Annotated in this window: 11 protein-coding genes; 1 reads left to right on the top strand and 10 read right to left on the bottom strand. The window is 60.1% G+C overall.

Translation table 11 applies throughout. From position 1 onward, the window contains the following. Window positions 1-62: 62 nt before the first annotated feature. From IG168_RS15110 to IG168_RS15070, 9 genes are all read right to left on the bottom strand, one after another. Window positions 63-992: an SMP-30/gluconolactonase/LRE family protein gene (locus IG168_RS15110; RefSeq protein WP_193165252.1), complete on the bottom strand. Its 930-nt coding sequence runs from the start codon at window positions 990-992 to the stop codon at window positions 63-65. After that, on the bottom strand, window positions 985-1,971 hold the full coding sequence (gene yjfF, locus IG168_RS15105; RefSeq protein ID WP_226877017.1) for a galactofuranose ABC transporter, permease protein YjfF: 987 nt from the start codon (window positions 1,969-1,971) through the stop codon (window positions 985-987). The genes IG168_RS15110 and yjfF overlap by 8 nt, the downstream gene beginning before the upstream one ends. Beyond that, complete coding sequence (locus IG168_RS15100; RefSeq protein WP_319024724.1) at window positions 1,971-3,044, bottom strand: ABC transporter permease; 1,074 nt, start codon at window positions 3,042-3,044, stop codon at window positions 1,971-1,973. Before IG168_RS15100 ends, yjfF begins: the two co-directional genes overlap by 1 nt. Window positions 3,045-3,118: 74 nt before the next feature. After that, on the bottom strand, window positions 3,119-4,609 hold the full coding sequence (locus IG168_RS15095; protein ID WP_193165251.1) for a sugar ABC transporter ATP-binding protein: 1,491 nt from the start codon (window positions 4,607-4,609) through the stop codon (window positions 3,119-3,121). Between the two features lie 14 nt (window positions 4,610-4,623). Continuing rightward, on the bottom strand, window positions 4,624-5,571 hold the full coding sequence (locus IG168_RS15090; RefSeq protein ID WP_193165250.1) for an ABC transporter substrate-binding protein: 948 nt from the start codon (window positions 5,569-5,571) through the stop codon (window positions 4,624-4,626). 82 nt (window positions 5,572-5,653) lie between these two features. Further along, on the bottom strand, window positions 5,654-6,718 hold the full coding sequence (locus tag IG168_RS15085) for an aldose epimerase family protein (RefSeq protein ID WP_226877023.1): 1,065 nt from the start codon (window positions 6,716-6,718) through the stop codon (window positions 5,654-5,656). After that, a complete protein-coding gene (locus IG168_RS15080; protein ID WP_193165249.1) occupies window positions 6,708-8,300 on the bottom strand; it encodes an aldehyde dehydrogenase (NADP(+)) in 1,593 nt (530 codons plus the stop codon). Before IG168_RS15080 ends, IG168_RS15085 begins: the two co-directional genes overlap by 11 nt. A gap of 124 nt (window positions 8,301-8,424) precedes the next feature. Then, entirely contained in the window at window positions 8,425-9,204 is a 780-nt protein-coding gene (locus tag IG168_RS15075) for an SDR family NAD(P)-dependent oxidoreductase (RefSeq protein ID WP_226877016.1), read from the bottom strand. A gap of 47 nt (window positions 9,205-9,251) precedes the next feature. Continuing rightward, window positions 9,252-10,991 (bottom strand): IlvD/Edd family dehydratase, encoded by a 1,740-nt coding sequence (locus IG168_RS15070; RefSeq protein WP_193165248.1) that lies wholly within the window; start codon window positions 10,989-10,991, stop codon window positions 9,252-9,254. 213 nt (window positions 10,992-11,204) lie between these two features. On the opposite strand from IG168_RS15070, the gene araD1 reads away from it, so the two are divergent. Beyond that, entirely contained in the window at window positions 11,205-12,200 is a 996-nt protein-coding gene (araD1, locus tag IG168_RS15065; protein ID WP_193165247.1) for an AraD1 family protein, read from the top strand. A gap of 105 nt (window positions 12,201-12,305) precedes the next feature. On the opposite strand, the gene IG168_RS15060 is transcribed toward araD1, so the two are convergent. Further along, complete coding sequence (locus IG168_RS15060) at window positions 12,306-13,007, bottom strand: FadR/GntR family transcriptional regulator (protein WP_319024723.1); 702 nt, start codon at window positions 13,005-13,007, stop codon at window positions 12,306-12,308. Window positions 13,008-13,301 lie beyond the last annotated feature (294 nt).

Genomic DNA, 13,301 nt, shown 5'->3' with positions numbered 1-13,301 from the left:
ACAGAAGCCTACAAAAAAGTCCGCCACCCCGTCACTGACACACACTCTACCGAAATGCGATCCTATGCGCTATGTAACTTCGCCTCGTGTAACTGGACCTCCAGCAAAGCGCCGGCAGCGAAGCGGCTATCGGCCAGCCCGCGAAAGGGAGTCTTGAATACAAACAAGCCGCCGGCAAATCGCTCCCGCCCGAGTGTCCATTCCGGCAGTGAATCCCGCGCGGAGGTCACAAACAACAGGTCCATATCCTTACCGCCAAAGGCGACACAGGTTGCCTGGCTCACCGGCAGCGGTACGACTCCGGCACTGCGGCCATTGGGTGCGTAGCGCTCTACTCGCGCACCGCGCCACTGCGCGGACCACAGGTAGCCCTCGGCATCCACCGTCGCGCCATCCGGATAGCGATTCATCAGGGTGCGGGCAAAAACCTGGCGATTGCCGATAGCGCCGCTGTCCGCATCGTAGTCATAGCTGTATATGGTTCGGCGCGGTGAATCGGCGAAATAGAAACGGGTATCGTCGGCGCTCCAGCTACAACCATTGGAGATCTGGATCCCATCGGCCATGCAGTGCACCTCGCCATCGGGGTCCAGCCGATAGAGTGCCGCGCGGGCATCCTCCGAGCCGACCTCAACCATGGTGCCGGCCCAGAAACGGCCGTGGCGATCGATCCGCCCGTCGTTAAAACGCATACCGGAATCCGCGGACAACAGTACCTTCTGCCACAGGATCTGTCCGGCGCGGTAATCGTAGAGGGCAAAGCCGCTGGCGAAGGCGGCGATGATGCAGTCCGCTTGGTCCGTAAAGGCGAAGGCGCAGAGGCGCTCCGGCATGTCGAAGACTTCCAGTTCGCGGCTCGGCCACTGCAGTCGATAGAGCCTGCTCTCCTGAATATCGGTCCACCAGACGCTCTGGTCCTGGGCATTCCACTGCACGCCTTCACCGAGGGTGTTCTTTACCTCTATGACGTCGAGCCGTTGAACATCAAGCATGACTGAATTCCCTTGTTCCGTTCGCGCTCAAAAGGCGCTTTCCAGTCAACAGTTTCTGCAGGGCGATAAATGCAAACAGCAACAACCCTATCACGATTTTTGTCCACCAGCTGTTGAGCGTACCGTCAAATGAGATATAGGTCTGAATTACCCCCATGATCAGTACACCGATCAGGGTGCCGACCACATAACCGGAACCGCCGGTGAGCAGGGTTCCGCCAATCACCACCGCAGCGATTGCGTCCAGCTCCGTGCCCACCGCGGCAAGCGAGTAGCCCGAAAAGGTATAAAAGGAATAGACGATCCCACCGAGCGCAGACAGGAATCCGCTGATGGCATAAATCGCGATGGTCGTGCGCGCGACCGGCACTCCCATCAGCTGCGCGGACTGGGCATTGCCGCCCAGGGCATAGATGTAACCGCCCAGCCGGCTGAAATGTGCCAGCACGATGGCGGCAACCAGTACCGCCAGCAGTATCAGGGTGGAGGCACCGACCCAGGCATTGCCGGGCAACTGAATGCCGAAGTCCGCCACTGCATCGTAAAACGGGTGGTCGATGGGCACCGACTCCTCGCTCAGGGTCGTCGCCAGACCGCGGGCCAGGAACATGCCGGCGAGTGTCACGATAAACGGCTGCAGCTTGTAATAGTGAATCAGCGCACCCATGCCGGCGCCGAACAGGGCCCCGCCGATCAGGACGATGGGGAACACTTGCAGCGGATGCAATCCGTACTGGCCGATCAGCAAACCGCAGGCCACACCGGTGAGCGCAATCACCGAACCGACGGACAAGTCAATACCCCCGGAAATAATCACAAAGGTCATGCCGATGGCGGTGATGGCCAGAAACGCATTGTCGCTGAACAGGTTGGCAAAGACCCGGGTGCTGCCGAACCCGTCGAACTGCAGGGAGCCGGCCAGGAACAGCAGCATGAACAGGCCCGCGGTAACGGTGAGGGTGGTATATCTGGATTGCATCAGGCTGCCCTCCCCGGTTGCTTCTTCACGCGCTTGAACAGTGCCGCCATCTGCGCCTGAAAACGTGGCGACTGCAGCAACAGTACGAAAATGACCACCAGGGCCTTGATCAGCAAGTTAAATTTGGGTGGCAGGCCGCTCATGATGATGGTGGTACTCAGGCACTGGATTACCAGCACGCCCACCAGTGACAGCACCAGCGAGAAACGCCCGCCCATCAGCGAGGCCCCGCCGATCACCACCGCGAGAATCGCGTCCAGCTCCAGCCACAGGCCCGCGTTATTGGCATCGGAGCCCTGAATATCCGCCGCGGAAATCATGCCCGCCAGCGCCGCGCAGAGACCGGCGATGCAGTACACCAGCATTTTTACCGCGCGCGCATTGATGCCCAGATAGTGGCTGGCGCCGGCATTACAGCCGACCGATTCCACAAACAGGCCCAGCGCCGTCTTGCGCATCAGCAGCTGCACCGCGGCAAAGACAATCAATACCAACACCACCGGAAACGGCAGGCCGAGGAAATCACCGGTACCGAGAAACGCAAACCCCGCGTGCTGGAAAGTGACGATCTGGCCCGCGTTGATCAGCTGCGCAATTCCGCGACCCGCCACCATCAGGATCAGCGTGGCCACAATTGGCTGAATTCCCAGAATACTGACGAGACCACCATTCACTGCCCCAGCCACCAAGCCCGCAACAAGGCCGGCGACAAGCAGTACAAAAACACTGTCGACACCACTGACAACTAGGTTTGCGCACACGGCACCGGCAATGGCCATGGTGGCACCGACGGAAAGATCGATACCGCCGGTGGCAATGACCAGTGTCATGCCGATGGCCAACAGCGCTACGGGTGCACTGCGATTCAGCACGTCGATCAGGCTGCCGTAGAAACGGCCATCGTTGAATTCAATATGGAAAAATTCGGGCGTCAGCACGAGATTGATCGCGAGCAGGCAGAACAATCCCAACAGCGGCCACAGGTAGCGCCCCGACAGGGATGGCAGTTTTCCGCGCAGACCGGCTGGCGAAACTGGCTGCTCGGGGAGAGCAGCGGATTGAAGGTTACTCACATCACGCCTCCAGGACGTTTTTATTCGTTGTGTACTTCTTGCAGAAACCGGGAAGCATGCCCCGGAAGCCGCTATCAGGCCTCGGCGATGGCCCGCATAATCGTGTCTTCGGAAATATCTCCGGCTTCGATTTCCGCCACCTTGCGGCGGTCGCGCATGACGGCGACGCGGTCGGAAAATGCCACCAGCTCTTCCAGTTCGGAAGAAGTCACCAGCAGCGACATGCCCTGGCTGCACAGCTTTTTGATTAATTTAAGAATTTCCGCGTGCGCGCCGATATCGACACCGCGGGTCGGCTCGTCCAGCACCAACAGCTCTGGCTCGGTGGCGAGCCAGCGCGCCAGTATCACTTTCTGCTGGTTGCCACCGCTCAACTGTTCGATTGGTTTGTCCGCGTCCGGCGTGGCGATCTGCAATTCCTCGATAAACCGCTCGGCCAGCCTCTGCTGCTCAGCACGACTCATCGGGTGCCACCAGCCGCGGCGCGCCTGCAAGGCGAGGGCAATATTTTCGCGAATCGACAGGGGCCCGACGATGCCGCTGGTCTTGCGGTCTTCCGGGCACAGCGCCAGGCCGGCAGCAATCGCGTCGGCAGGCTGGCGGAAGCGGCGCTCGCTGCCCTTGAAGGTCAGCTTCCCAGACGACACCTTGTCCACACCGAATACCGCCTTGCACACTTCTGTGCGCCCGGAACCGAGCAGGCCCGCCAGGCCCACCGCTTCACCGCGGTTTACCGTGAGGCTGGTCGGCTGCAGTGAGCCCTGCACACTGACGTCCGCGGCTTCCAGCAACGCTTCACCGGCGGCGCGCGCTTCGCGGGTACCGCTGCGATGCGCGGCCTCCTGCAATTCCTTGCCGAGCATATGCCCGACCAGAGCCTTGCGCGGGAGCTGGGCCGTTTCGAATTCGCCGACCAGGGTGCCATTCCGCAGGACCGTGATGCGGTCGCTGACGCTGTAAACCTGGTCGAGAAAATGCGTGATAAAGACGATACCGATGCCCTTGGACTTCAGTTCGCGCAATACGCCGAAGAGCTGCTCCACTTCGCCGGCATCGAGACTCGCGGTGGGTTCGTCCAGCACCAGGACCTTCGCCGACATGTCCACGCCGCGGGCAATCGCAACCAGCTGCTGTACCGCCACCGAATAATTCGACAGCGGTTGGGTGACATCGATATCCAGCGCGAAGCGCTCCAGCACGGCGCGGGATTGCCGGTGAATGCGCTTCCAGTCGATCAGGCCGAACTTCTTCGGTTCGCGCCCCAGGTACAGGTTCTGCGCCACGCTGAGATTCGACAGCAGGTTGACTTCCTGGTACACGGTACTGATGCCGACCGACTGCGCGTGCGCGGTACTTTTCAGTTTCAGCGGTTTACCGAGATAGGTCATGGTGCCGGCGTCGCCGTCCAGGGCACCGGTCATTACCTTGACCAGAGTGGACTTGCCCGCACCGTTTTCCCCGAGCAACGCGTGGACTTCTCCCTCGCGCAGATGGAAATCGACACCATCCAGTGCCTTGACTCCCGGGTAGCGCTTTTCAACTTTACTGAGGCTTAGCAGCGTCATGGGTACCACCACTGTTACTTGGCCGCGCGTTTCGCGTATTCCTCGGCCGCCGTCGCCTGGGTGTACAGGCCGCCGGTGGTGGTAATCAGCTTGTCGATATTGTGGTCGCCATCCAGGTAGCGCTGGATCACATCAAACGCCGGCGCACCCAGGTGCGGATTCAATTCGACAGTTGCGTTGGCATCGCCATCGGCCATGGCCTTGAAGTAATCCGGCACACCGTCCACGGAAACCACGAGGATATCCTTGCCCGGTTTCAGCCCGGCCTCTTTGATGGCCTGAATACCGCCGAGCGCCATCTCATCGTTGTGCGCCCACAGTGCGCAGATATTTTTGCCGCCATCCTCTGCCTTGAGCATGGCTTCCATTACTTCCTTGCCCTTGGTGCGGGTGAATTCACCCGTCTGGCTGCGCACGATTTTTGCGTTCGGGTACTTGCCGATGACTTCATTGAAGCCTTTCATGCGGTCGATGGCCGCAGTTGCGCCAACCGTGCCCTGCAGTTCGAGAATATTGCAGTTGCCGTCGGTCTTCTGCATCAGCCAGTCGGCCGCGCGGCGCCCTTCTTCGACAAAATCGGAAGCGATGCGGGTAACGAAGAGGGAGGGGTTTTTGCTGTCGACATTGCGGTCGAGGATCACTACTGGAATACGCGCGCGCTTGGCTTCGCGCAATACCGGCTTCCAGCCGGTTTCCACCACCGGGGCGATCATGATCGCATCCACGCCCTGGGCGATAAAGCTGCGCACGGCCTTGATCTGGTTTTCCTGCTTCTGCTGCGCATCGGAAAACTTCAGCTCGATACCGCGGCGCTTGGCTTCCGCCTTGACGGATTCACTGAAGCTGGTGCGCCATCCGCTCTCGGAGCCGACCTGGGAAAAACCCACGGTGATCGCCGCGGCGGATTGCGCCAGGCACAAGGTGAGTGCCAGACCGGTTGCCAGTCTCTGGATGATTTTCATAGTGACCTCCTCATCGCAAGGTTCTGTTTATATTTATTTTGGTTTTTGGTCGGCGCGTCGCTGCACGCCGGCCGCTGCAAATCTATTCCGCAGAAAAACTGTAAATCGTCGTCTGCCGGTACTGCTCACCCGGTTGCAGGATCACCGACGGAAAGTGCGGGTGATTCGGCGCGTCGGGAAAGCCGTGGGTTTCCAGGCAGAGGCCGGCATACTGTTGCATTGGCGAACCGCTTTCGCGATTGCGGCTGCCGTCGAGAAAATTACCGCTGTAAAACTGCACGCCCGCTTCGGTGGATGCGATACTGACGCTGCGCCCGGAAGCCGCGTGAGTCAGTGTCGCAATCGGTTTGAGGCGTTTTTCCGCCGTGGCGTCGACCACCCAGAAGTTGTCGTAACCGCCGGGCCAGGCCTCGATATCCAGCCCTATCTTCTTGCGCCGGGAGAAATCTACCGGCGTGCCCGCCACATCCAACAGCTTTCCGGTGGGGATCAACTGGCTGTCCAGCTCGAGCATCTGCTCGGCATAGATAACCAGCTCGTGATCGAGAATCCCATCGCGGCCAGCCAGGTTCCAGTAGCAGTGATTGGTCAGGTTGACCGGTGTGGCGCGATCCGTCGTGGCACTGTACTCCAGCGTCAAGCGGTCATCCTCACCGAGCCGGTAAGTCAATTCCACCACTAGGTTGCCCGGATAGCCGGCGTCACCATCGGGACTTTCACAGCGGAAGGTCACCGACTGCCCCGCCGCACCGGACTCACTCTGCACCAGTGTCCAGCGCTTGGTACTCAGCCCCGCGGGGCCGCCGTGCAGGTGATTGGCGCCGTCGTTGGCCGGTAGGCGGAATTCCCGGTTTTCCAGACTGAACTTGGCCCCGCCGATGCGGTTGGCCACACGGCCGGCAGTGACACCCAGATACCAGTGATTGTCGAGGCAGTGCTGCGGGTCCGCGTAGGACAGCAGGATATTGTCCAGATGACCGTAGCGATCCTCCGTGTGGATGGACACCAGGCTGGCGCCGAGGTCGCTCAACTTGACCTCCGTGCCACGGCTGTTCGTCAGAGTTACCAGCTGCAGCGGCGCCTGGGCACCGCCAAGTGGTAACTCTGCCGCGTCAATTCCGCGCGGCATGACCAGTTCACATTGCATCACGGGTGCTTTCCCCGTTGACCAGACGCGGAATGCCCAGCGGATTGCTGTCTTTCAGCGCATCCGGCAACAGACCTTCCGGATAATTCTGGAAGCAGATTGGGCGAACAAAGCGCGCGATCGCGCGGGTACCCACGGAGGTGAAGCGCGCATCGGTGGCGGCCGGATAAGGGCCGCCGTGCATCATGGAGTGACAGACTTCCACACCGGTGGGAAAACCGTTGACCAAGATGCGGCCAACCTTCTGGCGCAGGACTTCTACCAGATCGGTGTAATCCGCCAGCTCGGCCTCGGTGCACTGCAGTGTACCGGTCAGCTGGCCCTGCAGCGCGGAGGCCGCAGCGAGCAGCTCCGCGTGATCGCGGCACTTCACTACCAGAGACATGGGGCCAAATACCTCCTCCTGCAGCGCGCGGTTGCCGAGGAAATCCTCTGCGCTCACTGTCAGCAGGCCCGCCTGGCAGGTGAAGCCTTCACCGTCAGCGACAGCTTCGCCAGCGGCCACCTGTTCAACACCCGGCTGGTCACGCATGTGTGCGACACCGCTCTGGTAACCGAGCTGGGTATTTTTATTCAGCATCACGCCGGCGCAGACTTTCGACAGGGCTTCGGTGGTGGCGCCGATAAAACGATCGAGGCCCTCGCCTTCCACTGCCAATACCAGGCCCGGATTTACACAGAACTGGCCGGTGCCCTGGTTAAGCGAAACGACAAAACCTTCGGCGATGGATTCAGCGGAATTCTTCAGGGCTTCTGGCAGCAGAACGACCGGGTTGATGCTGCCCATTTCGGCAAATACCGGGATCGGTTCCGGGCGTTCATTGGCCAGTTTGAACAGCGCCGTGCCACCGGCGGTGGAACCGGTGAAGCCCACGGCCTTGATACCCGGCGCCGTGACCAGTGCCGCACCGACGCGGTTGCCGGCACCGAGAATCAGCGAAAACACACCGGCGGGCAGACCACACTTGGTCACCGCGCGCGCGATGGCCTGGGCCACCAGTTCGCTGGTACCCGGGTGAGAGTTGTGTCCCTTGACGATTACCGGGCAACCGGCTGCGAATGCGGAAGCGGTATCGCCACCGGCTACGGAAAATGCCAGCGGGAAGTTGCTCGCGCCGAACACCGCCACCGGGCCGAGCGCCTGGTTATAACTGCGCAGGTCGGGGCGCGGCAGCGGCTGGCGATCCGGCAGCGCGGTGTCGATACGCGCTTCCAGGTAATCGCCGGAAAGGATCCACTCGGCAAACAGCTTCAGCTGGCCACAGGTACGGCCGCGCTCGCCTTCGGCACGCGCGCGGGGATAGCCGGTTTCCGCGGAGACACGTTCCAGCAGTTCGTCACCCAGCGCCATGATTTCGTCGGCGCAGGTATTCAGGAACTCGGCGCGCTTCTGCGGAGAAGTGTTGGCAAATTCAGTGGCACAGGCGGTAGCCGCGGCAACCGCGGTATCTACCTGGGCTTCGTCGGCGCAGGTAAATACCGGCTCCAGTTCGGCACCAGTGGCCGGATTGACGCCGTGAAAGTTGCCCGCGTTACCGGCGATCCACTGGCCGGCAATCAATTGGTTTCCGCTGATCGACATTGGTCGTTCTCCTGTTAAATATTGGAACAGTGGTTGTGCTGCAAAGCCATCGGCTGGCCGGCATAAATCCGGGACTTCGCACGGAAGCCCGACTCACCCGCTCGCCGCGCTACCAAGCCACTTTTTAAATCCAGCCACCATCGACGATAAAGTTCTGTGCGGTACACATACTGCTGTCGTCGGAGGCCAGGAATAGCGCCATGGCGCTGATGTGTTCCGGCATCAGCCGGTCGTTAATACTCTGACCGCGCTCGATGTCTTTCAGCGCCTCGTCAGTCACCCAGTGCGTGAGTTGTTTTTCGGTCATGACCCAACCGGGTACCAGGGTATTAACACGGATATGATCCGGCCCCATATCGCGGGCCAGTCCGCGGGTCAGGCCTTCGATCGCCGCTTTCGAACTGGTGTAGCCGGGCATGCCGCCCTGGCCTGCGTGCCAGCTCATCGAACCCAGATTGATGATGGAGCCTCCACCCAGTTCTTTCATAAACGGATAAACCGCCTGCGCGGCAAAAAACTGGTGGCGCAGGTTTACCGCGGTGCACTTGTCCCACTGTTCTGGGGTCACTTCCCGGAAGTCGTGGCGGGTATCGTTGGCGGCATTGTTGACCAGCACGGAAATCGGGCCGAGATCCTGCGCGGCCTGTTCAATGGTCGCGCGCAGCTGGTCGATTTCCGTCAAGTCGCAGTGATAGAAATTCAGGCCTGCGGTCTGGTCAGGATTTTCACTGCGCAGCCGCGCGACCAGTTCCTCGGCAGGCGCCTGCTGGATATCCACGAATGCGACATTGGTGCCCTGCTGGAAAAACGCCTCCACCAGACTCGCACCGATACCGGAGCCGCCGCCGGACACAAATACGGTTTTGCCTTTCAGGCTGGGATATTGATTACTCAGTTTCATCATTCGCTCAAAAATTTTTTTATTTGGCAGATACTGCAATCCGGGTAGCGTCAGTGCGAATGGGAAGGCACTTCGGCACCACGGCAACCCACCAGGAAGTCGAAATCGCAGCCCTCGTCCGCCTGCAGCACCCGCTCGCGGTACATTTCCAGGTAGCCGCCAGTGGAGGCGATGACCCGGTTAGACTTTAACGATTCGAGGCGCTCGGCCAGCTCTTCGCCGGAGACTTCCAGCTGCAGGATGCCGCCCTCGGCGTCCAGGTGAATCATGTCACCGTCGCGCACCGCGGCCAGGGGGCCCAGCTCCATCGCTTCAGGGGCGACGTGCAGCACCACGGTGCCGAAGGCCGTGCCGCTCATACGCGCGTCGGAGATACGCACCATATCCTTGATGCCGCGCTTCAACAGCTTCGGCGGCAAACCCATGTTGCCCACCTCGGCCATGCCCGGGTAACCCTTCGGACCACAGTTCTTCAATACCATCACACAGGTTTCATCGATATCCAAATCCGGATCGTTGATGCGCTGCTTGTAGTGGTCGAAGCTCTCGAACACGACTGCGCGACCGCGATGGTTCATCAGATCCGGGCTGGCGGCGGAGGGTTTCAAAACCGCGCCGCGCGGCGCCAGGTTGCCCTTCAAGATGCAGATACCGCCGTTGTCCACCAGCGGATTGTCCAGGGGGCGGATGACATCATCGTTGTAACAGGGCGCGTCTTCTACGTTCTCCCACAGGGTCTTGCCGTTGACGGTCAGCACGTCGCGATTCAGCTTGCCGGACTCACCCAGACGACGCAGTACCGCGGGCAGACCGCCGGAATAGAAGAACTCCTCCATCAGGTATTTGCCGGACGGCTGCAGGTTGACCAGGGTCGGAATACCGCGCCCCTCTTTCCAGTCGTCCAGATCCAGGTCGACGCCGATGCGCCCGGCGATGGCCTTCAGGTGGATGACCGCATTGGTGGAACCGCCAATCGCCGCATTGGTGCGAATGGCGTTGTGGAAAGCTTCCTTGGTCAGGACCTTGGACAGGGTCAGGTCCTCATGCACCATCTCGACGATGCGCATGCCGGACATGTGCGCGAGCGTGTAGCGGCGCGAGTCAACGGCGGGAATGGCTGCGTTGTGCGGCAGGCTGGTGCCGAGGGATTCGGCCATACAGGCCATGGTGGATGCGGTACCCATAGTGTTACAGGTACCCGCGGAGCGCGACATACTGCCTTCCGCGCTCATGAATTCGTGCAGGGAGATATTGCCGGCCTTATACTCCTCGCTCATCTGCCACACCAGAGTGCCAGACCCCACATCTTTGCCGTTGTGCTTGCCGTTCAGCATCGGGCCGCCGGTCACGACGATGGTGGGCAGGTTACAGCTGGCTGCGCCCATCAGCAGCGCCGGCGTTGTCTTGTCACAACCTACCAGTAGCACCACGGCGTCGATCGGGTTGCCGCGGATCGCCTCTTCGGTATCCATCGCTGCCAAGTTGCGGGTCAGCATCGCCGTGGGGCGCAGGTTGGACTCGCCATTGGAGAACACCGGAAACTCGACCGGCACACCGCCCGCCTCGCGCACGCCATTTTTGACGTATTCGGCAATCTTGCGGAAGTGTGCGTTGCAGGGCGTCAGCTCGGACCAGGTATTGCAGATACCAATCACCGGCTTGCCTTCGAAATGATGATCCGGGATGCCCTGGTTTTTCATCCAGCTGCGGTACATGAAACCATTCTTGTCCCGCGTCCCGAACCAGTTGGCCGACCGCAGAACCGTTTTCTTTTTATCGTTACTGGCCATTTTTGAACCCCACTTTATTCTCTCATAACTATTATTGTATGACTTTATAATTTCCGAGACAAGCAAGCGCCCGTCCGGGCGGCGCGACCGGATCACCTATAGAAGTAACCGGTGATTTTCGCGCCAATTGAGAAACATCATATTGTATGATATAAAAAATCGCCAGCGCCAAAGCGGCCCGAATAACAACTGACAGCACAAGAGAATAAAGCGATGAGACTGATCCAGTTCACTACCGAAAATGGCCAGCGCGCAGTGGGCGCCGTCGCCGACAGCGAGACCATCGAGCAGCTGAGCGGCGTCGACAGTATCCACCAGCTCGCGACCCGCGCTATCAAAGCCGACAGCTCCCTGGAAGTGCTGGTGCGCAGCCTGCTTTCCGACACCCGTGTCAGCTACCAGCAGATTATCGATGAGGGCCGCCTGCTGCCGCCGATCGACCACCCAGAACCCACACAGCTGATGGTGGCCGGCACCGGCCTGACCCACCTGGGCAGCGCCGACACCCGCGCAGCGATGCACGCCCAGAACAGCGCCAGCGCCGAAGAAGATCTCACCGACACCATGAAAATGTTCAAGATGGGTGTTGAAGCCGGCAAACCCGCTCCCGGAGAAATCGGCGTGCAGCCGGAATGGTTTTACAAAGGTGACGGCGACAGTATCACAGCGCCGGAAGCCGAGCTGGTCAGCCCGTCTTTCGCCCTGGACGCGGGGGAAGAACCCGAAATCGCCGGTATCTATATCAATGATGCCGAGGGCAACCCGCGCCGTATCGGCTTCGCCCTCGGCAATGAACTCTCGGACCATGTCACCGAGCGGCAGAACTACCTCTACCTGGCCCACTCAAAGCTGCGCCCCTGCGCCATCGGGCCCGAGTTGCTGCTGGGAGAACTGCCGGAAGATATCGAAGGGGTATCCCGCATCGTCCGCGACGGTGAAGTGATCTGGGAAAAGGCCTTTCTCAGCGGCGAGAAAAATATGTCGCATTCGATCGCCAACCTGGAAGCACACCACTTCAAGTATGCCGGTTTCTGCCGTCCGGGCCATGTGCATGTACACTTCTTTGGCACCGCCACCCTGAGCTTTGGCGACGGCATCGAGCCCCGCGCGGGCGACCGCTTTGAAATCGAAGCCAAGCCATTCGGCCGGCCACTGCGCAATCGCCTCGCAATCGCTGAGCGCACTATCCCGGCAGTCAAGCCACTGTAACCAGCCAGCGGCGCCCTGCCCCCGACTGCGGCAATCGGGTCTGCACATAAAAAAGGGCGATCCATTCGGATCGCCCTTTTTTTATGACCTGCGGTAATGACTTGGCTATACGGCCACATTCACGCCGGGGTCGGAATCCTCCTGCGACAGGGTGTCCAGCGCGCGGTGCACGGACTTGGACAACAGGGATTTCATCTCAAAGCGCGCCCGCTCGGAATCGCCATCGCGGATGCCCTGATACACCGCCTTGTGCCCCGGCAGCGAGGCGACAAAGCCTGACTCCTCCGCACTGCTGATGCGGAACAGCCCCATCAGGGCGGTCTTGATCGACTGGCCGAGGGAAATCATGAATTCGTTATTGGTCGCCCGCAGAATCGCCATATGGAAATCGATATCCGTCAGGATGACATCCTCGGTACCGGCCTCCGCCTCCTCCATTGCCAGATAGGCCTTTTCAATCGCATCTATCTGTTCCGGAGTTCCGCGCTTCGCGGCCAGGGCCGCGGAACTGGGCTCGATTACCTCGCGCACTTCAAACAGGGAGCGCAGGAATTCCGGTGACGGCGTCGACTCGAAGCACCACTTGAGTACATCCGAATCGAACATATTCCAGCACTCTTTCGGTCGCACACGCGTGCCGAGCTTGGGGCGGGACTCAATCAGACCTTTGGCAGAGAGAAGTTTAAAGGCCTCCCGCAGCGCGGTCCGGGAAACATTCAGCTCCTCACCGATAGTCGCTTCATTGGGAATGTACTCTCCGGGAGAATAACCGCCACTGACGATCCTGGTTCCAAGTTCGTATGCCACCCAAGCGTGAACACTGCGCGGCCGGTTTTCCCTGACCTGTTTTGCCATAAATAAGCCTTGCTCAAATGCGATGGCCGCGCCTCTGGGGGCATACTGTATCGCTTACTGTATCGCTTACTGTATCGATAGTACCGGCCATAAAATCGGTGTGCATCAGGTAGCGCACCGGACTAGGCAGACCCTCAAAAAATGGGGCCTACAGGAAATTTATTCTACTATCTGCCACCAACCATTGGTACAGCTATCAGCCTACCTTATGATTTTTGCCGGTGTTGCCGGCAGCGGCAACAAGGG

This window comes from Microbulbifer hainanensis (assembly GCF_014904735.1).
Taxonomy (GTDB): domain Bacteria; phylum Pseudomonadota; class Gammaproteobacteria; order Pseudomonadales; family Cellvibrionaceae; genus Microbulbifer; species Microbulbifer hainanensis.
This window is presented reverse-complemented; position numbering and strand designations above follow the sequence as displayed.